A 23,252-nucleotide genomic window follows, 5' to 3' on the forward strand; every position below is an offset into this window, starting at 1 on the left:
GCAAGGCGTTCCTCCGTTTTTCTCTCGAGGAAATTGCCATGCGCGATATCTACCAAGACGTAACTGACAAAATCGTTGCCGCTTTGGCCCAGGGCGCGGCTCCCTGGATCAAACCCTGGTCCTCAAGCGGCTCCGCATGCATCGGTCATCACCCCTACCCCATCAACGCCATCACGCGACGTCCGTATTCGGGTATCAATTTACCGCTGCTCTGGGCCGAGGCCAGGTTGCAGGGGTTCACTCAAGATCGTTGGCTGACCTTCAATCAAGCCAGAAAGGCGGGTGGGCACATCCGTAAGGGGGAGCACAGCACTTTGGCTGTGCTCTACAAGCCGATGGAGCGCGAGGAACAGACCGAATCAGGCCAACCCGTACTCGATGAAAACGGTCAGCCCAAGGTCGCTCACTTCGGCATTCTCAGGACGCATTTTCTGTTCAACATCGAGCAAACGGAGGGGCTCGAGATGTTCAATCAAACCCTGCTCGAAACGGAACCGACCGATCCCTTCCAGGCCAATAGCGTTGCGGAAAATCTGCTGTTAAGTTCAGGTGCACACATCGTTCATCGGCCTGCCGACGAAGCCTTTTACCACCCGATCAGGGATCTCATCCAACTGCCGACAAAAGCACAATTTCACGATGAAGGCGGGTACTACGCCACCGCACTGCACGAGCTGACGCACTGGACCGGGCATCACGCTCGGTTGCAGCGTGACGGGGTCGCGTCAGCCTATCCGTACGGCTCGCCAGGCTATGCCTTTGAGGAGTTGATCGCCGAGATGGGTGCTGCGTTTTTATGTGCTTACGCCGGCATTCAGGGAGAGCTGAGGCACGAGGGCTATATCGATTCCTGGCTCGGCCTGCTCAAGGCTGACAAACGCGCGATTTTTCGCGCCAGTGGTCACGCCCGAAGCGCCTCGGAGTATGTACTCAACCTGGAGCAGTAACTGAAGCAGATGGTAATGAATGACTCACGATGCATGAACGATGGAGTTTGATCGTTACCTCACCGCTGCAATCGCATCACAGGGCCCAACGCGAGCTGGGCCCTTTTTTCTGCGCCCAGAAAAATCCCCATGCCGCGGGGCTCTGATGCAAAGAATCAGAGATGGGCACACACCCGCAGACTGTCATTCCGCATCCAGGTTCTGCGCCAGAAAATCCACCAGTTCAAGCGGACTCCGGCTGTCGATCACCTTGTAGATCAGATCGCGTTTACTGCGCGGCAACTTCTTGACCACGCTCTTCGCCGAGGCCCTGATGGCTTCGTCGGTCCCATGGATACGTGCCGCGAGCAGTAGCACGAGCGTGGCGTCAGTGAGGTTCATGGCAAGACCCAAAAAATATGCACCGCAGTGTACCGACTCTTGTCTTTTCCGTACTACCCCTCAACAAAACGATGCCTAGCAGTATCCATATTCCGATTGCCGCACAAAGGGACACGAGCCAAAAGGACGGGTAAGGGTTGGAAGGGAATGGGGACTCAAGGGTAAGAGCCCTATCCGAAAAGGCTAAAAGGCCACTGACCCAGCCACTTCCCGGAGGTCACGATGCTCAGCCTGTTTCGCCGCAAAAGGCACAAGCCCCCTCCACCACCGACCGTGAGCGTCGCCGAAGGTTACCTGCCCATCGAGTCGGCCCACAGCTTGTTAGCCGCGGAGCATCGCCGCCAGCTGCTCGATCGCATCTGGCAGTACACCGCCCTCTCCCACGCGCAGTTCATCCAACTCTATTTAAATCCGATCCATCGCTACGCCGAACAGGTCCAGCAACTCCCGGCCAGCGAGACGCACCACCATGCTTATCTCGGCGGCATGCTCGACCATGGACTGGAACTGGTCGCCTGCAGTTTGAAACTGCGTCAGTCGTATCTGCTTCCCACCGGCGCTGCGCCCGAAGACCAGGCCGCCCAGACTGACGCCTGGTCCGCTGGCATCGCTTATGGTGCCCTGCTGCATGACATCGGCAAAATCGCCGTGGACCTGCTGGTCGAACGCCAGGATGGCCGTCTTTGGCATCCTTGGCACGGTCCCCTGGATCAGCCCTACCGTTTTCGCTATGTCAAAGGTCGCGACTATCACCTGCACGGCGCCGCCGCAGGTTTGCTCTACACCCAGATTCTCGATCGCCCAATCCTCGATTGGCTCAGTGGATTTCCGTCGCTGTGGGCCAGTCTGCTGTATGTCCTGGCCGGTCAGTACGAACGTGCCGGCGTGCTGGGCGAATTGGTTATTCAGGCCGACCGCGTCTCCACCGCGCAGAACATCGGCGGCAATCCGAGCAAGGCGCTGCAAGCGCCGATTCATTCGCTGCAACATCACTTGATCGGCGGACTGCGGCATTTAGTTCAACACGAGCTGAAACTCAACCAGCCAGGTGCCGCGGGATGGCTGACCCAGGACGCCCTGTGGCTGGTCAGCAAGACGGTCACGGACAAGCTGCGAGCCTTTCTGCTGTCGCAATCGATTGAGGGCATTCCCTCCTCCAACATCGCCGTGTTCGACGAACTGCAATCGCATGGGTTAGTCGAGTCTACCCCGGAAGGTAAAGCCATCTGGACCGCCCTCGTGACACAGGGAAATTGGGAGCAGAGCTTTACTTTTCTGCGCCTTCAGCCGGCGTTGATCTGGGGGAACGAAGACCGCCCCGAGGCTTTCAGCGGAACGTTGAGCGTGACAACCGATGGCCACTCGACTGACGCTCCGGCATCACCGCCAGTGCTTAAGACTGTTAGTACAGGATCGCGTCAAAGCTCCTTGTTGCCAGATCCCATAGCGATGGAAGATGCCGACTATCTCGGAACGCTACTGGATATGTTCGACTCGGCAGAACCTGAGGTTCGTGAAGAACCGTCAAAAAGCGCTCTCGGAATTTCAAATCCCACTTCGGACAACCCTGGCCAGGCATTCCTGAATTGGGTCAAGGAAGGCCTCCTAAGCCACAAGCTGATCATCAACGACAGCAAGGCCAAGGTGCACACCGTGAGCGGTTTGGTGTTTCTGGTAACACCTGGCCTCTTCCAACGCTACGCCCAGGAGTTTCCTGGTCTCTCTCAGGGGACCGATCAAGAAGTTGAAGAATGGCGTTGGGTGCAGAAGCAATTTGAAAAACTGAAGGTCCACAGGAAGCGAGACAACGGCCTAAATATCTGGGCTTGCCATGTACAGGGCCCTAGGAAGAAAACCATCCTCAAGGGGTATCTCATTGAAGAGCCGAAGCTTTTTTTTGAATTGACACCACCCGATAATCCTTTTCTCACAATCGAAAAAGATTGAAACTCGTCGCATTGCTGGAGACGCGGAAGGGTGAAGTACGAGTGACAAAGCCGCCGTTGCGCGAAGAACTCACACCTAGATCGCAAGGAGTGCAATCACAAAGGCTTGACGTTACTGTACGAACAGAATTACACCGCCATGTTAGGGAGTGTCCTCTAGGCAGCTAGGGTCAATGAAAACGAGGAGTTAGCACCCAAGCCAACACGGCTTTTCGCGTAAAAACCTATCTATTGGTACAGGTTTTTACATCGCCTAGTCGGAAGGCTGGCAGTTCGAACCGGCCCAAAGAAAGCCCTTATAGACAACACCCTTCTGAGAAATGGTATGAATGCAGAGTTGATGGAAGATGAGATGCGCCGGGCGCTATTCGGTGATTCTGAGCCCTCTGCGCCGGCAATTCACTCAGACGTGCAGGACACAGTCCCGGATGTTGTGATCGTGCAACCGGTGAAGGCAGCGAAGAAAAAGACAGTCTCAAAAGGCTTCACACCTAGGTTGAGAGTCACGCTCCGTGTGGGAAATGAATTTGAAGGCGAGATGCACGAGATGGTACATGAGGTCGATACGCTGAGCTCCCTAGTTGCAGAACAAGAAGCTACTAAGACGGCCAGAAAAAAATTCAGGTTTGTGGAAGTGGTATCGGTCAAGTCGATGTAAGTGGGTACTCTCACTTGGCTCCCCCGCCTGGCATTAAACCGCATTCGGTTACCGCGGGTCACCCAACAGGTTCGTGTCGATTGAAGCCTCAAACATTAGGGGGCGGTAGCCGTATCCCGGACTGGATTTAACACCATCACTCCATCCAACTCTCAATGTTTAACTGGTCGCTAGCCCAAGCCACATCTGAGGGTGACGACAGGCAGAAATCGGCCAGAAGCTGACGCTCACTCCATATCGGGACAAGGCCCGCGCCACCGGGCGCCCAACCTCGCCGCCTCCTTCAATATTGGCCTGTTCAATCTGGGCAACGCCATCGGTGCGTGGCTGGACGGTTGGGTGATCGCCCAAGGCTTTGGCTACGCCTCGCCCAACTGGGCCGGCGGCCTGCTTTCCACGGCAGCGTTGGTACTGGCCCTGGCATCTGGCTGGCTCACGGTTTCTCGCGTAGCCAACCGCTAGGCCGCCATGGAACGTTCTGCAAGTTGAGCTCGATCAATCCGAGCGTTCCCGACGCTGGTACTCCCGTGGGCGCGGGCCGAAACGGGAGCGAAGTTCGCGGGAGAAATGCGCGCCGTCGGAGAGGCCGCAGTCCTTCCCCAGCGGAGGTTTGTGCAGGGACATACGACATGCATGCAACTTTACATGCGGAGCGTATGCCAAATAACATAAACACATACGACGCGTATGAACTTCCTGCCGCACGGACAGACATCGTCAACCGAAGACAACCCCACCCAACGCGTAAGCAATCAGGAGTATTTATGATCGACAGCCTCGCTGAATACCAGTCGCCGTCCATGATTACCGACACGGCAACCCGGGAATCTCTCAATGCGTTTATCACGAAGGTTCTGCAGGGGTTTTCCATCCCTGGCTCGGACGTCGCCAAGTACTTCGCCGATCCGGACGTCGCGATCGCCGGCTCCGGCCTGGACGAGTACTTCATGGGGGCCGAGGCAGTGCAGTATGGAGTGACCTGGGTGACCACCTTAAACATCCGCTGGGAACCACGGCTCGTGGTGTCCTGGATGCGCGGAGACATTGCTTGGGCACAGATCCGCGTCGACGGACACACGATTGAAAACGAAGAGCCAACGATCGTCCAATATGTTGCGACCGGGGTCTTTCAGCGCAATCGCAATGTTGACGGCTGGACTTGGCTGTATTGGGGCGGTGGCGAACCGCAGAAAGTAGCCCGGCTGTAGTCAGCCAGATCTCCCGGTCCAAAAGGTCCCCAAGCCCTTTGATGCTGCCAGTCCATTGTTGATCGCTGTCTTCAGTCGTCAATCAATCGAATGGATTGCAGCCAACGGGTCAAACAATTACCGATCTTGATTTCCCGCCCCTGTTTATCAACCCGCCATCGGAATTGCACCGGAGGCCACAGATGCCTTTTTTCAGAACATATGCCTTTCATCTCGACAATGCTTCTCTCGAGAAGCATTGTCGACCCGCCGATTTTTTTGCCTGCGATACCTTGATGCAAGTGGATGCCGGCGCGCCTGACGCTACGGAGTCCAATGAACTCCGCGAATTACCGACATCACCTGCTCGACCACAACAAGGTCTGCCAGTGGCGTCACCTGATTGCTAGTGAACGATAGCGGGATGTTCCGGACACTCGGTGGAACCCTGTGGACCGAGCCGGCATGTCGCCGGCCCTCCTCCGTTGCCATACCGGGGTGGGCTGACCCTGCCTATGTGCAACATACGATCCACGCAGGTGTTTCCAAGGGGCGCTCTTGTCAGAGTGCCTTGGCCGAGTCGCGCAGCAAATACTTCTGAATCTTGCCCGTCGAGGTTTTCGGTAACTCGCCGAACACCACGGTTTTGGGTAGCTTGAAACCCGCCAGATGCTCACGGCAGAACTGAATGACGTCGGCCTCTCGCGTGTCCTCATGCCCGACTTTAAGCGTGATAAACGCGCAGGGTGTTTCGCCCCATTTGTCATCCGGGCGCGCAACCACTGCCGCTTCCAGTACCGCCGGGTGGCGATAGAGGACGTCTTCGACTTCGATGGTGGAAATGTTCTCGCCGCCCGAGATGATGATGTCCTTGAGGCGATCCTTGATTTCGACATAGCCGTCGGGGTGCCGAACCGCCAAGTCGCCGGTATGGAACCAGCCGCCCTTGAAGGCTTCGGCTGTAGCTTCGGCGTTTTTCAGATAGCCCTTCATTACCGTATTACCGCGCATGAAAATCTCACCCATGCTGGTGCCGTCGCAAGGCACGGGTTCCAGGGTTTGCGGGTCGGCGACCATCAGCCCTTCGAGGGTCGGGTAGCGTACGCCCTGGCGTGACTTGATCTTCGCGCGCTCGTTCAGCGGCTGTTCATCCCAGTGCGCACGCCAGGCGCAAACCGTCACCGGGCCGTAAACCTCGGTCAGGCCATAGACGTGTGTGATCTTGATGCCCATTTGCTCGACCGCACCAATGACCTTGGCTGGTGGCGCCGCGCCCGCCACCATGGCATTGACCGGATGGTCGATGGCGGTCTTGGCCGAGTCCGGCAGGTTGACCAGCGCATTGAGGACAATCGGCGCACCACACAAATGGCTGACCTGGTGTTCGTGAATCAGTGTGAGAATTTTTTGCGGGTCGACCCGACGCAGGAACACATGAGTCCCGGCCAACGCGGTGACGGTCCACGGATAGCACCAACCATTGCAATGGAACATCGGCAACGTCCAGAGGTACACCGGGTGGTTGCCCATGGCCCAGGTCATCTGATTGCCCAGAGAATTGAGGTAGGCGCCACGGTGGTGATAAATCACGCCCTTGGGGTTACCGGTGGTGCCGGAGGTGTAGTTGAGGGAAATAGCTTGCCACTCGTCCTCGGGCCATTGCCAGGCGAACTGCGGGTCGCCCTCAGCGAGGAACGCTTCGTAGTCCAGCGCGCTGACGGCACTGCCTTCGCCGTACTCCGGATCGTTCACATCCACCACCAGCGGCGGATTGGAAAGTCCACTCAAGGCCTCACGGATCACCGCGTGGAACTCACGGTCCGTGATCAACACCTTGGCCTCGCCGTGCTCCAGCATGAAGGCAATGACCTGCGCATCCAGGCGTATATTCAGAGTATTGAGAACCGCGCCGATCATCGGCACACCGAAGTGCGCTTCGAGCATCGCCGGGATGTTGGGCAGCATGACCGCCACCGTATCGCCCTTGCCGATGCCTCGCCCACTGAGCGCGCTGGCCAGGCGTCGGCAGCGTTCATAGGTTTGTTGCCAGTTGCGCCGTACAGCGCCGTGGATCACCGCCGGATACTGACCGTAGACAGAGGCCGTACGCTCGATGAAGCTCAGAGGCGAGAGGGCAATATGGTTGACTGCCGAGGGCGCCAGGCCCGTTTCGAAAATCGACATGACGTTTTCCTGTGGGGAAGTCGCCAGCCGTGCAGCGATGCTGGCAACTTCCGATGGCTGATTGTTAGCTCTGATTAGGTTTCGATAACGTCCCCGCCTCATCGACGGGGACGCTGCAACGGCTCAGGCAGTCTTCTTGCTGTTTTTGCGCAGGTACGAGCGCCAGGTCATCGCCCAGCGTAGCGGGTCTTCCAGCGGTGCGGCCTTCAACCGGTGGATCGCCTGGTTATGCGGCGACGTCTTGACGATCTCCGGGTTCGAGTAGGCCTCGTCGGAAATGTGCGCAAGCACGGCAATCCAGGTATCCAGCGCCTCCTTGCCATACATCTCGCCCGCCTCGGGCGTGAAAGGCTCCGGCACCAACCACGGGTGATGGCTGCTCCACATCGGATCAATGCCGAAATCGCTCATGCGATTCTGCACGTCGTGGACGTCGACCCCGGTGTCTTCCTTGAGTTGCTCAAGGCTGTAGCGCGTCATCTCCATCCGCGGACTTGTGGCCTCGGGGTGTGAACGGGTTACGCCGCGTATCGCCAGCAAACCTTTTTCCATGTAGTTGTTGGCCAGAACCGAGATATCGGACGCTTCGGCCATGCCTTCCGCGCCCATGGCGCGCGACCAAGCGTAGGCTTTAAGGATGACGGGAACGTTGCCCCAAAATTCACGTATTTTGCCGGCGCTCTGCGGCCGATCGTAATCAAGGCTGTAGCGCTCACCGTCGAACGCCACCACCGGTGCCGGCAGGAACGGCGCGAGTTCCGCCGAACAACCGTAGGCACCCACGGCCGGGCCGCCTACTCCACTTTTCGGTGCGCCGAATGTTTTGTGCAGCATGAACATGCACGCATCGAAACCGAGTTCGCGGGCACGGATCTTGGTCATCGCGCCATTGAAGTTGGCGTGATCGTAGAAGCACAGGCCGCCCGCCTCGTGCACCACCCGCACCCACTCGCGAATTTCCGGGTTGTAGACGCCCATGTCATCGGGATTGTTCACCATCAGCGCTGCGGTGCGATTAGACACGGCGGCTTTGAGGGATTCGAGCGAGGGGTAACCATTCTCCTCGATCATCAACGTGATCACCTTGAACCCGGCCGCAGCGGCGGTCGCCGCACTGCTCGGGTGCGTCTGGATCGTGGTGATGATCTCGTCACGCTGCGCTAGTTCGTCGCGGGACGCGTGGTAGGCACGGGTCACGGCGCAGTTGGTGTAAGCCGCGTCGGCACCGCCACCCGCCTGGAAGATGAACTGATCCATCCCGGACAATTCACGCAGGATCGTGTCCATGCCATGCACCACTTCCAGCGCACCTTGCAGGGTGTCTTCGTCCTGATAAGGATGTACGTGAGTGATTTCCGGGCGCCAGGCCATCGCCTCGTTGATCTGCGCGTTGTACTTCATGGTGCAGGTTCCGAACAGACTGATGTTCATCATGCCCAGAGTCTGTTGCGACAAACGCAGGTAGTGGTACAGCACCTCGGGCTCGGACATTTCCGGCAACGCCGGTTTGCGCGTGCGGCGCATGTTCGCGGGGATCAAGCCGTCGGCACTGCCGACAGCGGCTTGAACCTCGGCTTCCACGTCAGAAAAAATCACTCCGCGACGGCCAGGATAGCCCATCTCCAGAATGACCGGTTCGCTCCACACGGGAGCGTGGTATTCCTTGAGTGTTGTGCTCATTGTGCGATTACCTTTTTGAGTGCAGCGGTCAGACGCTCAAGGTCTGCCTGGGTGTGAATCTCGGTGACGCAGTAAAGGGCGCTGGCGCCCAACTCCGGGAAGTCCTGTGTCAGGTCTTTGCCGCCGAAGATCCCGAAGGCGAGAAGCCGCTTGTTGATGTCCTTCACACTGAGTCCGGTCGCGTCGAAATTCACCACGAACTCCTTGAAGAAACCGCTTGGAAACGTCACGCGCACGCCTGGAATGTCAGCCAGCAGCTTCGTGGCATAGTGAGCCCGCTGCAGGATGACATTGCCCACGTCTTCAAAGCCTTGGGGCCCCATCATTGCCATGTACACGGCATTGGCGATGGCCCACATGTACACCGAGTGCCCGGTCCAATCGTTTCCCTTGTCACGCAAGCCGTATGAAGATTGCTCGAACAGGCTGAGGCCAAAACCATATTCACCAGGCTTGGTGGTCTCGCCGATGCTGATGAACAGCGTCGGGTACTGGTGGGCGTAGAGTTCTTCATCGCGGGTGGCAATGAAGCCGCTGACGCCGCCACCGCAATTCATATGCACCCCGAGCGGCTGCGTGGTGCCAACCACGATGTCCGCTCCGAAATCGATCGGCGCGGCCAGCACGCCCAGCGAAATAGGGTCGACACCGACGATCACTTCGGCACCCGCCGCATGGGCAATGGCGGCAATTTCGGCGCCTTGCTGTTCGATCACCCCGAAGTAGGACGGGGTTTCGAAATAGACGGCAGCCGTTTGCTCGCCGATCGAGGCGCGAAGGTGATCAAGGTCGAGCAAGCCGGTTGCCGGGTCATAGTCGACGAGGCGTACGACGATGTGGCTCGGCATGTCGACCGGCTCGCAGTAGTTGCGAATGATCGAAAGCCGCTCCGGGTCAATGGCGCGGACCACCGCCACCTCGTTGCGCCCGGTGATGCGCGTGGCCATGCGAATGGCGTGGCCCGCGGCGCAGCCCCAGCTGCGCACCGGCAGGCCCACCAGGTCCATGTTCAGCAGCTCGCCCAGCTGGCTGCAGAACTCAAACCAAGCTTGGTTGCGGCCATGGTCGGAGCTTGGCTCGCCGAACACCGACGTCAGCCACTCGTTGCGGCGCACAACCTCGTCGCACGCTGCTGGAACGTGGTGCTGCCAGCAGCCGGCGCCCAGAAAGTTGAGGTTCTGCTCACACGTTTTGTTCTTCGACAGGGTACTGACCAGGTGCCGACGCAGCTCGCTCTCGTTCAGTGCCGGCGGCAGGTTGATGGGACGTTGCAGGCGATGGCCTTCGGGAATTTGTTGGAACAGCTCCTCGATACTGTCGACACCGATCGAGTCGAGCATCTCCTGCTTGAGTGCGGGAACAGAGTTCGCCATGTAAGGGTGGGCGACATGATTACTCATGGGGTTATCCTCGTTTTTTCGGATGGAACAAATGATCAGGATCGAACCCTGAAAAAGACGGACCGGTCAGGTCCTGTGTGCACACGTATATGGCCACTGAGCATGGCGTCGACTTCAGCGTCACCGGTGTCGACGCGCAGGCAGCCGGCGTCGAGGGAAATGAGCTTGTCCATCGAGGTGATCACGATGATGTTTTCGCGCCCGGTGCGGCGGATCACCTCGGCGCTAAGCTGCTGATTGCCGCGTCCGAACAAGCTGCCATGGCCGCCAAGCACGCCGACGATGATCCGTGTCTCATGGCCGTCCATCAGGCGGATCAACGCTTGCTCGTTGAGGTCGGCGTCTACCAGCGCGCCGTCCATGACCGCGTCGACGCCAAGCAGCGTCGACGGCAGGCCGAGTTCGGTCATCACCCGCCGTGTCGTGGTGCCGGGCCCCAGCAGGTAAAGGCAGCCGACCTTCATCTGGCGGACGACCTGCCGGGCCACGGCGTCGAGCGCCAGGTTTTCATTGGGGACGGAACCGGCCTTGGCGTTTTGCACCAGGTGACGCTCGTGCGGACTGAGCGCGTAGCCATACAGGCGCGCCGACACTTGATCAGTGCGCATGGCGGCCTCATCAATGTCCATGACCTCGGCCTCGCGAAAGCGCACCTTGGACTCGCCGGCCATAACACGTGCCGCGAGGCTCCCAGCGTTCTCGGGATTGGTGGCGAAGACGGCGGAATACATTTTCACGCCCGTCGGGATACCGAGGATGGGCACTCGATCGCTGACCATTTCCAGCACATCACGCGCAGTCCCATCGCCCCCGGCGAACAGCAGCAGATCGACGGCGGCGTCTGCCATGACGAGCGCAGCCTTCCGAGTGTCTTCGGGCCGGCTCGATCCTGGTGATGGTCGGTATACGACGACAGGGTCGAGACCGGCGGCGCGGGCGATGTCTTCGCCCAGCGCCCCAGCGCCGGTCATCAATCGAAATGGCGTGGCCGAGGCCGCCAGACGCTTGAGCGCGAGAGCAGCCCGTTCGCTTGAGACCGGCCGCGCGCCACGGCGTATCGCTTCCTGCAGAACTTCAGGACCATCGGTGCCCTTCAAGCCCACACGCCCGCCCATGCCGGCGACAGGGTTGACAATCAGCCCGATGGTTTTGCCCTGGCTGGCGCTAAGGCGTGAAATATCGGAATCGCGCTGCTCACGCATTGCTCGGTATCCTGTGCTGAATGACGGCGTTTCAAAGCTTGAGCAGCACACTGCCCAGACACATTGCATACGCAACGTATGTCAGTCACAATACGACATGCACAGCGTATGTCAACTCACATACGCCACGAATGTTATTTTTTTGATAAGGAAGAGGACCGATGGCGCAGAAGCGTGCGGACATGATTACCGAGACCCGCGGCAAGCTGATCAAGGCGGCGCGGGACGCATTCGCTGCGAAGGGCTACGCGGACAGTTCGATGGATGATTTGACCGCTAAAGCCGGGCTGACCCGTGGCGCGCTTTACCATCACTTTGGTGACAAGAAAGGCTTGCTACAGGCCGTCATTGCCCAAATTGATGAAGAGATGACGGCGCGACTGTCGGTCATCATCGCGGACGCGAGCACCACCTGGGACGGCTTTATCGATGAATCCATCGCTTACATCAAGATGTCCCTGGAACCCGAAATCCAGCGCATTGTGTTCCTCGACGGCCCGTCGGTGCTGGGCGATCCATCGCAATGGCCAAGCCAGAATGCCTGTATCCGCAGCACTCAGCGCAGCATCCAGAAGCTGATCGATGAGGGCACGATTCGCGCGGTCAACACCGAAGCGACAGCACGCCTGATCATGGGCGCCCTGCTCGGCGCTTCCTTGTGGATTGCCAATGCCGAGGATCCACAATCGGCTTCCGAGCATGTAGCCGAAAGCTTCCTGGCATTGGCCTGCGGATTGCTGCTGGAGAATAAAAAGGCTTAATTCTTGCTGCTTGCAGAGGGTCAAGCTTCAGGGGCGACGCATCATGCACAGTCAAACTCAATACTTCGACGAAATCATCGAGCACGCCGCCTCATTGCGACATTGGTCTCAGCACTACGACAAGCTGTCGCCCGGTGTTTTCCATGGCTATCTGCAGGACGTACAACTGAACGGCGTGCGATTGTTCCGGGAAACCATGAACAGTGGCGTGGCCCAGCACACTCACACGCCTGCCCATTGCGTAAACCTGCTGCTGCCGGTGAACCTGCCCGGTCAGTCCGACACCGCACCGAATCGAAGCATTCTCGCCGACGGCCTGAACTTCCTGCCCTATGACGACGATTTTTTCTTTATCACGCCACCGGATACCGACTACATCGTGGTCTCGCTGGAATGCCAGACACTTGAGCAACTGCTGGTGGCCGAAGACGTCGAGCTGTTCTACCAGCGGCCCAGGGGTTACGGCATGAAAGTGCCCGCCAAACGTCTTGAAATGGCTCAGACCGCGATGTCAGGGCTGCTCAAGCAGCTCGAAACTGCTGACGAATTCAGTGAACAGGCCCTTCAGGACTTTACGCTGGCAACCCTGCTCGACGTGCTTGAGCCGCAATGGCCCGGGCGAATAATCGGCCTGGGAGGCAGCCACCAGTACATCGTCAAATACTGTCATGAGCGCGTGCTCGAAAGCCCCACCGGGGAAACTCTATCGATTCTGGACTTGTGCCGGGAGTTGAAGATCCCCCGCCGTACGTTGCATTACAGCTTCGAAAAAATCGTCGGCAGTTCGCCCCTCGCGTATTTACGCGCCATCCGCCTGAATGCCGCCCAGCGTAGCCTTGCCGAACAGCAAGCCCCCAGCGTCGCCGACGCGGCGTACCGCTGGGGATTCACCCATCACAGCTATTTCAGCCAGGAGTACAAACGTCTGTTTGGGCACTCACCCTCGGCTCAAATCCGTTGATCAGCGGTTGAGGCTTGCGCTCCATGACGCGGTCGGCCCACAGCAACAGTAACGCCGACAGGCACATCAGCACGCCGCCCAGAAGCTGGTCCAGTTGCGCGCTCAAGTCCTCGGCACCGTGCATGCTCGTCATCGAGTGTCCGGGCATGGGATACAGAGGCGGGCTGAACACTAGCAACACACCGACCAGCATCTGCGGCAGCGCCACCGCCAGACTGAACGTCCACTGTTTGTGCAACGGAACGTCAGCGCTTCGGCAATAACGGCCCATGACCCGGCACAACCACAGCCCGCTGATGGCCATGGCCCATTTCATCAACGCATACAGCGTGGCATCGTCCATCAGCCTTTGATGCATCTGCGGCAACATCCATACGCCGCTCATGGCACTGAAGACTATGATCACGCCAATGCGTGCACCCCAACCCTGCTTCCGGAAACGCGCCGGAGCGGCGGGTTCACGGGCGACGGCAAATAATAAAAGAATCGGCGCAAGGTGATGGATCAAGGCGCTTTGCAGGCAGTGTAACCACACACTTTGACGTGCCACGGCGTCCAGCGCTGGCTGCATCCCCAGCAAAAATACCAGCGCGGCGCCGCCCAGCAACAGCGGTTGACGCTTGCAGCCTTTGGGGCCCCCGCTCGACCAACAAACAAACCCGGCTATCGCCACCCACTCTAGCCAAGCCCAACCTGATAATTCAGACATGACAACACCTTCGACCCAAGCGCCGGAGCACTTGGGCATTCATTGATGGAGGCCTGATCAGGCGTTGTGTTTGCAGCAACTGGCCGCTTGGCCATCCTGGACACTTGCGTGGTCCCTGCTCGCGGGCAAATCCATGGCCGGGTTGCCGTTGAAGAAGTTATTGGGCTTGAGCTTGAAGCCGACGTACTCCACAGGCATCACCGGAAAATCTTCCGGCTTGCAGATATGGGTGTGGCCAAAGGTGTGCCAGACCACCAGGTCCTGGTTGTGGATCTCGCGATTGTTCTGCGTGTACACCGGTAGGCCGTCACCCCGATGCTGGTTGGGGTAATCGCCCGAGCCGTAACGCTCGCTGGGAGCATAAGGCGTCACCCACAAATGCTTGCTGGCAAATCCGGCGCGTCGGCCAAACGAGCTGTCTGGATGGGCGAGCATGACGGGGTTGTGCTCGGTCACCAGCTTGTAGCCGGGGTGATTGCCGACGGCATTCTTGACGTTCGGATTGATGATTTTCCAGAAGCGCCCAGTCTGGCCGCTGGCTTCGCGAGCCGCGTCCAGTTCGTGGGTAAACGTGGTGGTGACGCTGTCGAAGACGTTACCCCAGGTGTTGCCCTCGCCTTGTGGGCGCGACTGGAAGTTGGTCTCGGTGACGGCGTTATGCTCGCCGTCGACCATCATGTGCAGGCGCGCACTGAAGAAATGCTGGTGGGTGGGGCCGTAGAACTCCGGGGTGACCATGCCACCGCCGCTGGCGGGGCGTTGACCGGGGGCCAGCGCCGCGGTCTGGATGATCCCGGTCAGCTTGGCCTCGAGTTGAATGGTGCCGTCCTGATAGAGGTACCAGAAAAAACCGTAGTCGTAGTTAGCCACGGTGCAGAAGAAGCTGATCACCAGACGCCGGGAACGGCGCATCTCGAACACACCGGTACGAAACTCATAGTGTTTCCACAATGTGCCGTAATCCTCCTCGTGCATGCAGATGGCGTTCCTCATGACAAAGGGGTCACCCTTGTCATTAACCGAAGGCACATCGAAATAGCGAATGGCGCCAAGGCAGTCACAGCCCAACTCCAGTTGGTTGGCCAGCCGACCGAGCCCGTATTCGCCGCCGTCGAAAGCGCATTTCCAGTAATGGTTCAGCTCGTTATCCGAATAGGGAACGCCCATGTCGGTGACGCTGGCGCGGTACATGATCGGACGAACGACCTCGCCGTCCTTGTAGCCCAGTTGATGCAGCACCAAACCTTCACGGGGTGTGAAGCCGACGCGGAATTCCCAGTTCTGCCAACTCACTTTCCAGTCATCGACGGTAAAGCTCACGCCTTCAGGCTGAGTGATGTGCAAAGGCTTGAGCCCTTCGCGCGGCTGGCCCAGTGAAGCCTTATCGTAGTTGATCGTTGCCTTCGGAATCGGCGTCAGGCGGCCGTCATCCAACAGCTCAATCACCTCCCCTTTATTCAGGTCGATGATTGCAACCAGCCCTTCGATCGGGTGGGCATAGCCATTGTCGGTCAACTGTTCGCGGTAAAAAGCGACGCCGCGCATCAGTCGCTTGCCACGATAACGTTCGTCATCTCCGAAATGCCCGAATGACCAGGGATCAATCTGCACGTTTGCGATATCGGCATCGCTGAGGCCGCGACGCTTGACCGCAGCACGCCAGGCGGGATCGTTCTGCACCGCCTCCACACACAGGTCGAACTCCTCGATCATGATTGGTGCATGGCCCTGTGCTTCGATGTCGAGCGACTGCCAATGAACAAGGGTCTCGTTATTTAAATCAACCAGCGCTTCATATGTATTGCCGGTCAACTTATCCAGCACTAACGCAAATACGCGTCGAGAAAATGCCTGGCCGGGAACATGGGCCAACACTTCGACTTTATCGGGCTCCGCGAGGTGCAGATAAGGAAAGCGACATTTATCGTGAAGGTTTTTTTCCCGCTTGAGGATGCTGCTCGCCAAGGCAAGTTCCTGTAGCGAAAGTGGATCAAGCGGATGGGACGCAGTCGTTACTTTAATATTCACGTTCATGCTTCGTAGTCTTCCATTCAAATAAACTTTGGGGGCAAAGGCATTCGGACGATGAAGAAACTGCAGCACTGCGGTAGGTCGGCATGTGAAGGTTACGACCAACTTATGCAGGCGCATTAACACAGATTGGCAGATTCGCAACGGGACCCCACTAGCACTTCGCCAACTAAAAGAACTGGCATGTTTCTGGCTTCTGAGTCACTCAAGGCAGGACGAATACAGGATCCAGCAACGCTGCGAGCAGGTCGGCAACCCTCCTCCGCGTACAGCAATCAAGATGTCCTTCATAACCCGATGAGAAAATGCACTTTCAAAGCGCAGACTGCACCAGTGCGGTGCTACAGCGTCTTGCATCAAATAGTGTTTGAACGACCTTTGATCACGCCGTAGAAAAACAGCGCAACCAGCAGTAATGGGGTTCCGTTCACCCATGCCGATTCACTTCCAGTCAGGAGTCCGTAATTCTCATAAATCAGGTAAACCGCCAGACTAAGCCCCGCTAGCGCGACGAGTGGGCTGATCAGGATTTTGAGATAGCGGCGATCACTGATTTTTTTGAAGTGGGCAATGACGGCCAGCGAAATAAAGGCCTGAAGTCCGATCAGCCCTAGAGTCGAAAACGCCAGCGTGACCGGAAACAGGAATACAAAAGCGTCGTAACCCACCGAAGTCGGTGCGGCAATACAGGCGGCGACCAACACCGTGACTAAAAGACTCGCATTGGCCGGGGAATTCCGTTGCGGATGAATGTTCGATAGCACACTCGGCAGGTGCTTATCTTTGGCAAGGACCTGTACGTATCGAGTAGCTGCATTGTGAAGTGACAACAGACAGGCAAAATTGCTGGTGCACAACATGATCGAAACAAGGGTGGCGGTCGTTGTTCCGAGGCGTGTCGAGAATAGATTGATGATTAGCTCACCTTGAGCCGTTGCCGCTTCGCTTTTTATCGCATCGGCTCCGATCCCGCCAACGATCAACCAGATAATCACAAAGTAGGCCACTGCGACCAACACCACGGCGAGACGAGTTGCACCCGGAATGGATTTTTCTGGCCGTTTGGCTTCCATTGCATACAGCGCGGCGGACTCGACGCCGAGGAACGCTGCTAGCGCGACCATCAGTCCCACACCTAGGCCCGGCGATGTTATTGCCTCTATCGATACCGCCTGGACTGGAAAAGCGGCGAAGCCTTTATCCAGGAAAATGGACAGGCCCAGCAAGAACAGCATGAAGAACTCTGAAAGTACCAAGGGCACCAGCACTTTGGCGGCAAAATCAATATTCGCCCGGCCTAAATAAGACGTCAGCGCCATAAACACTATTGTCCATGACATCCAGCCAATATTTATTCCAAAGGTCTGCATGGTCAAATTGGTGTAATAGCCAGACACAATCGCCACGGCAATCGTAATCGCCAGGTAAGAGGCCAATGCGACCCATGCCGCGCCCGCGCCAACTCTTGAGCCAAAGACCACCGACAGATACTTGTAAAACGCGCCTGCGCCGGGAATCGCCCGAATCAGTTCGCCATAACCTACCGAGAAACAAACCATCAAAAATCCCGCAATCAGGAATGTTCCGGCAAGCCCGGCGCCGTTGCCCAGTTGAAAACCAATGGGGGCTGCCGTGAGCACGGCGCCTAAAGGTGCTGCAGCTGCAATGACCAATAGTGCTATCTGAAAAGTACCCAGATTGCCTTTCAGTTTTTCGCCGGCCAGAGGCACGTCTTCATGCAAGGATTCGGTTAGCTCTGTCATCACACACGCTCCACGCTATTGTTTTTATGAATCACGGAATTCATCGATGCAGCAGCGTCCTTGCTGTCAATGAACGCCTGTTACATCCCGATGCTGACTGTTTCGGGAAGTGTGCTGGCACCATCGATCACGATTTGCGCACCGTTGATATAACTGGACTCATCGGAAGCGAGGAATGCCGACAACTCACCGACTTCATCGGGTCTGCCCAGGCGTTTCATTGGAATCGCCGTGGCCAGTTCATCCAGAACCGCCTTCGGATCATCCGGATTGACTTGCCTGGCGACCTGTTCGGCCATTGGCGTCCATATGAAGCCTGGGCAGATCGCATTCACCCGAATGTTATGGGGGGCCATCTCCACCGCCAGCGCCTTGGTGAAGCCAATCAGGGCGGACTTGGAGAGCGCATAGGCCACTTCACCCGGATCAGCGGTCATGTCACCAGTCACGGACGACATGACAACCACTGCACCGCCGCCGGATGCGATCATGTGCGGCAGCACCCCACGCGCGGTATGCCATGCCCCCTTGATGTTGACGTTGATGTGCAGGTCCAGCTCAGCGTCACTGGACTCAAGAAACTTGCCGAGACGGCAGACTCCGGCATTGCAGACCAGTGCATTCAATTTGCCGAACCGCTTCATGCCTTTTTCGGCAATCAGCCGCATGGCCTGCGGATCGGTGACGTCGCCTACTTGCGCAAGCACTTCCACGCCATATTTATTCTGAATTTCTGCTGCAACTTGGTTAACTGACTCATCGAGATCAACCAGAATCAAATTAGCCCCGTATTTGGCATAGATAGTGGCATGAGACTTACCCATGCCTTTCGAGGCGCCTGTAATCAAGGCCACTTTTCCGTTTAACTTATTCATGATTTTCTCCGTTTTTTTGACAAAGCAATCCCGTCATGCCCGGGTACATCTCCCCAGACATGGCGTTCAAAACTTGATAGTTAAATACTTGCCGGCGTACGGAAGTTTTTCAGTGTTTCAGAAGGCCGTTCGCCAAACAGGTTTTTGTAGTAGACGCTGAACATGCCCATGTGCCAGAAGCCCCACCGGGCTGCAACTTCACTGATCAAGGCCGACTTATCGCTCAAAATAAGTTCCGCCCTGACGCCGTTCAAACGGATGTAGCGCAGATAAGTCACGGGGCTGATACCCAAGACTTTGTTGAAGGCGTAATGCAGCGAACGATGGCTGGTTCGCAGTCCTTCACATAAATCGGTCACTGTTAACGCTTCACTTTTTCTTGAAAGAATGTAACTGCGTGCACTGTCTACAACATGACGATGAACGAACTGGTCGGCGTGGGATTTCTTCGACACTGGCAAGTCCGCGGTCATGCCAAGAAGCAGATGCATGATGTCGAAAGCCAGCTGCTTTCTAGCGGGCGCTGATTCAAGAATCAGAGGGTTGGCCTCGACTGCCCGGAAGAAACTGTCAAATCCTCGCCGGAACGCGGCGCACTTGTCCGGCGGAAGCCGACTGACCTCTTTCGTCAGAGCGATAACACTTTTGTCATCAAATTCGTCATCCAGAGAGTATCTTCTGAAGGCCTCAACATCGACCGATGCGCCGTAGATATCGGAGTAGCCGGGGGTCTTGAACTTCAGCTCGGAATCCGGACGCAGAAAGAACACCGAATCTATGCAATCAAGCTCTTTACCACACCAATAACCGTGGCCGCGCAGCGAGATGGGAATGCCCAAGGCGAATTTGCCCGGCAATGTGTGCCCGTGCTGATCGACCGCCTGGTTCATCACCTCGCGGAAGATCTGCACCACACCCACGGAAATTTCAGTGACCGAACCTGCAAACTGCCCCGGACTGATCTGCAAGTACTCTTGCTGCCACTCCGGTAGAGAGTTTGCCAACACATTCGCGTCGCTGACAGAAACGCAGCGCAAACCTTCATTGGCAGCCGAAAGCGGAACACCACCAGGATAGGAGCCTGCTTGATGAGATGTTTGCTGGACCGGTTGCGATCGCATGGCATATCTCCTGGGCGCATCAGCGTTCTTTTTATTATTCGAAATGGCGTTTTTCAACGCCTATCGAGCCTGTGCCTCGCGTCCTATGCTCAATGGCTACAATTTCAATCTACACGATGCTTGCACCGCCTGGGGCGTGCGGCCTGATATTGCGCATTTTTTTGATAGCCCAGCCTGCAAGCGCCAAAGGGAAAGCCATTAGCCACCCAGAGCAAAGTGGAGAAATCAAGGAGGATTGAAACCGACTCTCCCAGTTCATGATGGGCCACATCAATTCGGAGACTTGCGCCTTACAGCGGTTCTGATACCCCTGTTTCCGCCAAGTTGCGCTGTATCGATGAGTGGTTTCGATCAAATAGTTGGGCGATCTGCTGGAGAGAGTCCCCTTTCTGCCAGTGATCCCACATCAGCTTTTTCGGCTGACGGTGTAATAGATCTAAAGTCTCTGCTTCATCTGCAACACGCCCTCTGCTTACACAGAATCTGGTTGTGTTGCGTAGACCGGTTGAATCCACAGTCGATTCCTACCTGTTGCGACAGCCAGAAAACGGCCAGAAGCTGCCAGTGTACGGAGCGATAGCTAATGGGTAGCTATGCTTGGTTTACTGCCGGAACTGATTGAGCAGATTGGGCAGGCCCTAAGAGGAATCCGCCATGACCGTAGTCGATCGCCTCAGGTATTTGCGCATCGTTCTAGTTTTGGCTGGCCTCGCGTGCCTTGCTCTCTACCCACTTATGTTGTTCTGGCCATCCGGCTGGGCCTGGCACGTCGGTCACTCGGACTACCCGATGATGATCGTTGGCATCTACGCCACACTTGGCGTGTTCTTGATCCTGGCCGCACGTGATCCATTAGCCAATCTGAGCCTGATCTGGTTCACCGTGTGGTCTAGCGCCGTACACGGAGGAATCATGGCCGTCCAGGCGGTCACCCAGCCGGGGCAAATGGGGCACTTGGCAGGTGACGTGCCGGCGCTCTTCATCGTGGCGGTTGCCTTGGCCATCTTGACGCCCCGCTCGCAATTGGTCGCTCGGCCCCGGACACACAATGGGGCCTAAGAGCAGGTTTGATCGGGACGAAACTCGCGTTTCTACGCAATTTTTTGGTCGCGGATCAACCAAGCGCCGACAGATTTTACGTATCAACGCAGTCCTTCAAGACTGTGCCCGCGTTTTTTTCACAGCCTGGGGCGTTTTCTGCCTGTCACGACTGACCGGTTTGGGTCGAATAGCGACGATCACTCGCTGCAACTGATCCACCCTAGTCTTCCCGCAACGTGGAGGACGAGCTATGAACACTATTGCTAGGTACAGCCATCAGCCTTGGAACAAGGGAAAGCTTGTCGGGCAGAAAGCCCCGCTCCGAGTAAGGGATATCTGGACCATCCGGGTGAGACTCCAGCTCGCGGAGAAGACACGTGATTTGGCGCTCTTCAACTTGGCCATCGACAGCAAACTACGTGCCTGTGACTTACCCAAGCTGCGAGTCCGAGACATCGCCCATGGGGAGCATGTTTTGTCACGGGCTATCGTGAAACAGCAGAAAACTCAGCACCCAGTGCAATTTGAAATTACTGAGCAAACCCGAACGGCTCTGGAGGCGTGGATGCATCAGGCGCACCTCCGCAGCAAGGACTTCTTGTTTCCGACCCGGTTGCACGCATCAGACCATCTTTCCATCAGGCAATACGCTCGAATAGTCAAAGCGTGGGTGACCGCCATTGGCCTTGACCCAACCATGTAGGGTGCTCACACACTATGGCGAACCAAGGCATTGCTGATCTATCGCAGGACGAAGAACCTGAGAGCTGTTCAACTCCTGCTTGGTCATACGAAGCTTGAAAGCACTGTCAGATACTTGGGTATCGAGGTCGATGATGCCTTGAAAATGGCGGAACAGACGGAAGTTTGACCATCTACAGTGACGGCCGATGCTAGACCGTCGCTGTCCGGCCAAAAGTGGACAATTGAGGAAGGTTACTATCTGCGACCGCTCTTTAGCTCAAACTACCACTGGATGCTGTGCGACCTCATTCACCTGCCGCAGCTGGCAAGTGCCGCCGCCCGCACCTTCCGAAACCACCTCCAATGCTAAAACAATCATACGCCAGCCATCGAACAACTGACTTGAAACTCATCCATTATAATTATCGAATTTTAAAGACTCGCCATCTCGTCGCTTTAAACGTATGAAATTCAACTCACTACACACTACCTCCCAACTGACTAAGCAAATAATTCCTGAATGCGACCCAGTCAACAAACACTAGACAACAAACAACGGTTAAATCTAGACAATTTGCATCGACTCATTAATATCCGAAATAAAATGAACACTTGCTAAAAGCTAAACATCTAATGAAAGTGGCAAGCGTACCTTTCACATAAGCGGTTGATCTATCAATAATAATCAGCCGATACTGAGACAAGTTTGCCCGACCTATAAATATAAACTCCATAATATTCAACACGATGCCTGTTGGATAAACCGGGGCAGTTCATTCGAATCTGCTTCATTGTCTGAGGAGACACTGATGAAAAGTATTCTTGTTCCATTGCTGGCCCTGGGCGCTGCGCTGACTTTGCAGTCAGCTCAAGCCGTTGATGGCGAGGCGCTCTTCAAGAGCAAACCCTGCGTTGGCTGCCATATGGTCGACGCCAGAATGGTCGGGCCCGGCTACAAGGAAGTTGCCGCCAAATACGCCGGCCAGGCCGACGCATCGGCAACTCTGGTCAAGAGCATCAAAGAAGGCAGTACAGGCAAATGGGGGCCCATCGCAATGCCGGCCAACCAAGTGACCGATGAAGAAGCGAAGACCTTGGCCGACTGGATCCTGACGCTGAAGTAAGATTGCCCAAGAAAAAATACCCAAACCGCAGAAGCGAGCCTGCTCTCTTCTGCGAAACGGGCCGCTCGGCTACATCGTCGGGGCTTGTTGCAAAAGACTCAGATCGATTTCCTCAAAGCGCAACACCCTGCCGCCCTGCTCGCTGGCCAGTTTGCGTGCGGTGGCCTCCTCGGAAAATGACGCCAGAACAACACCCATGGAACCTTTAAGTCCAGTACCCACAACGTAGTAGGCTTTGGTTGCATCAATCAGATATTGGTCGTCGGGTTTCTCCCAGGCACTTTTCCCCATGTCGTGCACATACAATTTCGCCTCAGTGTGGTGATTCTCTGGCTGAAGCCACCATCCGAGCATTTCGGCGGTGGAGCAGAACTTCTTGACCGTGCCTTTTTCCACGACCTCGCCCTTGGGGCCGGGAAAGTCGGCGATGACCATCCCGCAGACATGGCACTCGTCACTCTGATGAAAGGCCACGGGCCCAGGGGGTTGCTTTTCCTCTGCGCGATCGTTGCACGCCGCCAATCCCAAACAGGTAATGATGACGACCAGGGCACGGAGCCAGGCCAGGTACAGAGTGTTCATCTCATTGTTCCCGTG

General features: G+C 56.8%; 20 protein-coding genes and 1 pseudogene. 10 read left to right on the top strand and 11 right to left on the bottom strand.

The features are described 5' to 3' along the window. Positions 1 to 38: 38 nt before the first annotated feature. Positions 39 to 947, top strand: coding sequence for an ArdC family protein (locus QF010_RS32010; protein ID WP_429534669.1), 909 nt, complete (start codon positions 39 to 41; stop codon positions 945 to 947). Between the two features lie 183 nt (positions 948 to 1,130). On the opposite strand, the gene QF010_RS32015 is transcribed toward QF010_RS32010, so the two are convergent. After that, entirely contained in the window at positions 1,131 to 1,328 is a 198-nt protein-coding gene (locus tag QF010_RS32015) for a DUF7740 domain-containing protein (protein WP_429534670.1), read from the bottom strand. 222 nt (positions 1,329 to 1,550) lie between these two features. Between QF010_RS32015 and mobH the strand changes: the two genes are divergently transcribed. The 4 genes from mobH (at position 1,551) to QF010_RS32035 (ending at position 5,140) form a co-directional block, all read left to right on the top strand. Then, positions 1,551 to 3,275 (top strand): MobH family relaxase, encoded by a 1,725-nt coding sequence (gene mobH, locus QF010_RS32020; protein ID WP_429534671.1) that lies wholly within the window; start codon positions 1,551 to 1,553, stop codon positions 3,273 to 3,275. A 324-nt stretch (positions 3,276 to 3,599) separates the two neighbouring features. Beyond that, a complete protein-coding gene (locus QF010_RS32025; RefSeq protein ID WP_429534672.1) occupies positions 3,600 to 3,932 on the top strand; it encodes a hypothetical protein in 333 nt (110 codons plus the stop codon). Between the two features lie 192 nt (positions 3,933 to 4,124). Continuing rightward, positions 4,125 to 4,394 (top strand): hypothetical protein, encoded by a 270-nt coding sequence (locus tag QF010_RS32030; protein WP_429534673.1) that lies wholly within the window; start codon positions 4,125 to 4,127, stop codon positions 4,392 to 4,394. A gap of 302 nt (positions 4,395 to 4,696) precedes the next feature. After that, positions 4,697 to 5,140: a nuclear transport factor 2 family protein gene (locus QF010_RS32035; RefSeq protein ID WP_429534674.1), complete on the top strand. Its 444-nt coding sequence runs from the start codon at positions 4,697 to 4,699 to the stop codon at positions 5,138 to 5,140. A gap of 540 nt (positions 5,141 to 5,680) precedes the next feature. Here the strand turns inward: QF010_RS32035 and QF010_RS32040 are convergent. The 4 genes from QF010_RS32040 to QF010_RS32055 all read right to left on the bottom strand — a co-directional run bounded on the left by QF010_RS32040 (position 5,681) and on the right by QF010_RS32055 (position 11,585). After that, positions 5,681 to 7,303, bottom strand: a complete 1,623-nt coding sequence (locus QF010_RS32040; protein ID WP_429509517.1) for an acyl-CoA synthetase — start codon at positions 7,301 to 7,303, stop codon at positions 5,681 to 5,683. Positions 7,304 to 7,426: 123 nt separating this feature from the next. Beyond that, complete coding sequence (gene gcvPB / locus QF010_RS32045; protein ID WP_429509516.1) at positions 7,427 to 8,983, bottom strand: aminomethyl-transferring glycine dehydrogenase subunit GcvPB; 1,557 nt, start codon at positions 8,981 to 8,983, stop codon at positions 7,427 to 7,429. Beyond that, positions 8,980 to 10,383: an aminomethyl-transferring glycine dehydrogenase subunit GcvPA gene (gene gcvPA / locus QF010_RS32050; RefSeq protein WP_429509515.1), complete on the bottom strand. Its 1,404-nt coding sequence runs from the start codon at positions 10,381 to 10,383 to the stop codon at positions 8,980 to 8,982. Before gcvPA ends, gcvPB begins: the two co-directional genes overlap by 4 nt. 35 nt (positions 10,384 to 10,418) lie before the next feature. Next, the gene (locus tag QF010_RS32055; RefSeq protein ID WP_429509514.1) at positions 10,419 to 11,585 is read right to left on the bottom strand and encodes an ATP-NAD kinase family protein; all 1,167 of its coding nucleotides are present in this window, start codon (positions 11,583 to 11,585) and stop codon (positions 10,419 to 10,421) included. Between the two features lie 161 nt (positions 11,586 to 11,746). Here QF010_RS32055 and QF010_RS32060 point away from each other — a divergent pair, with 161 nt between their 5' ends. Continuing rightward, positions 11,747 to 12,346, top strand: a complete 600-nt coding sequence (locus QF010_RS32060) for a TetR/AcrR family transcriptional regulator (RefSeq protein ID WP_429509513.1) — start codon at positions 11,747 to 11,749, stop codon at positions 12,344 to 12,346. 43 nt (positions 12,347 to 12,389) lie between these two features. Beyond that, positions 12,390 to 13,307: a helix-turn-helix domain-containing protein gene (locus QF010_RS32065; protein WP_429509512.1), complete on the top strand. Its 918-nt coding sequence runs from the start codon at positions 12,390 to 12,392 to the stop codon at positions 13,305 to 13,307. Here QF010_RS32065 and QF010_RS32070 read toward each other — a convergent pair. The 5 genes from QF010_RS32070 to QF010_RS32090 all read right to left on the bottom strand — a co-directional run bounded on the left by QF010_RS32070 (position 13,252) and on the right by QF010_RS32090 (position 19,806). Then, positions 13,252 to 14,016, bottom strand: coding sequence for a cytochrome c oxidase assembly protein (locus QF010_RS32070; RefSeq protein ID WP_429534675.1), 765 nt, complete (start codon positions 14,014 to 14,016; stop codon positions 13,252 to 13,254). The genes QF010_RS32065 and QF010_RS32070 overlap by 56 nt on opposite strands. 57 nt (positions 14,017 to 14,073) lie before the next feature. Further along, positions 14,074 to 16,050, bottom strand: a complete 1,977-nt coding sequence (locus QF010_RS32075) for a primary-amine oxidase (RefSeq protein WP_429509510.1) — start codon at positions 16,048 to 16,050, stop codon at positions 14,074 to 14,076. Between the two features lie 353 nt (positions 16,051 to 16,403). Continuing rightward, positions 16,404 to 17,810 carry an APC family permease gene (locus tag QF010_RS32080; RefSeq protein WP_429534676.1) on the bottom strand — a complete coding sequence of 469 codons (1,407 nt, stop codon included), beginning with the start codon at positions 17,808 to 17,810 and terminating at the stop codon, positions 16,404 to 16,406. Positions 17,811 to 17,890: 80 nt separating this feature from the next. Beyond that, a complete protein-coding gene (ucpA, locus tag QF010_RS32085) occupies positions 17,891 to 18,685 on the bottom strand; it encodes an SDR family oxidoreductase UcpA (RefSeq protein ID WP_429534677.1) in 795 nt (264 codons plus the stop codon). An 80-nt stretch (positions 18,686 to 18,765) separates the two neighbouring features. Then, positions 18,766 to 19,806, bottom strand: a complete 1,041-nt coding sequence (locus tag QF010_RS32090; RefSeq protein ID WP_429534678.1) for a helix-turn-helix domain-containing protein — start codon at positions 19,804 to 19,806, stop codon at positions 18,766 to 18,768. Between the two features lie 654 nt (positions 19,807 to 20,460). Between QF010_RS32090 and QF010_RS32095 the strand changes: the two genes are divergently transcribed. The 3 genes and pseudogenes from QF010_RS32095 (at position 20,461) to QF010_RS32105 (ending at position 22,655) form a co-directional block, all read left to right on the top strand. Further along, the gene (locus QF010_RS32095) at positions 20,461 to 20,865 is read left to right on the top strand and encodes a DUF6632 domain-containing protein (RefSeq protein ID WP_429534679.1); all 405 of its coding nucleotides are present in this window, start codon (positions 20,461 to 20,463) and stop codon (positions 20,863 to 20,865) included. A 232-nt stretch (positions 20,866 to 21,097) separates the two neighbouring features. Further along, positions 21,098 to 21,718: pseudogene (locus QF010_RS32100) on the top strand (tyrosine-type recombinase/integrase). A 622-nt stretch (positions 21,719 to 22,340) separates the two neighbouring features. Continuing rightward, positions 22,341 to 22,655 carry a c-type cytochrome gene (locus QF010_RS32105; protein WP_033056622.1) on the top strand — a complete coding sequence of 105 codons (315 nt, stop codon included), beginning with the start codon at positions 22,341 to 22,343 and terminating at the stop codon, positions 22,653 to 22,655. A 69-nt stretch (positions 22,656 to 22,724) separates the two neighbouring features. Here QF010_RS32105 and QF010_RS32110 read toward each other — a convergent pair whose 3' ends face one another. Further along, positions 22,725 to 23,237 (bottom strand): nitrous oxide reductase accessory protein NosL, encoded by a 513-nt coding sequence (locus QF010_RS32110; protein ID WP_033056623.1) that lies wholly within the window; start codon positions 23,235 to 23,237, stop codon positions 22,725 to 22,727. Between the last annotated feature and the right edge of the window lie 15 nt (positions 23,238 to 23,252).

It is taken from the genome of Pseudomonas silensiensis, from assembly GCF_050434865.1.
Lineage (GTDB): Bacteria > Pseudomonadota > Gammaproteobacteria > Pseudomonadales > Pseudomonadaceae > Aquipseudomonas > Aquipseudomonas fluorescens_W.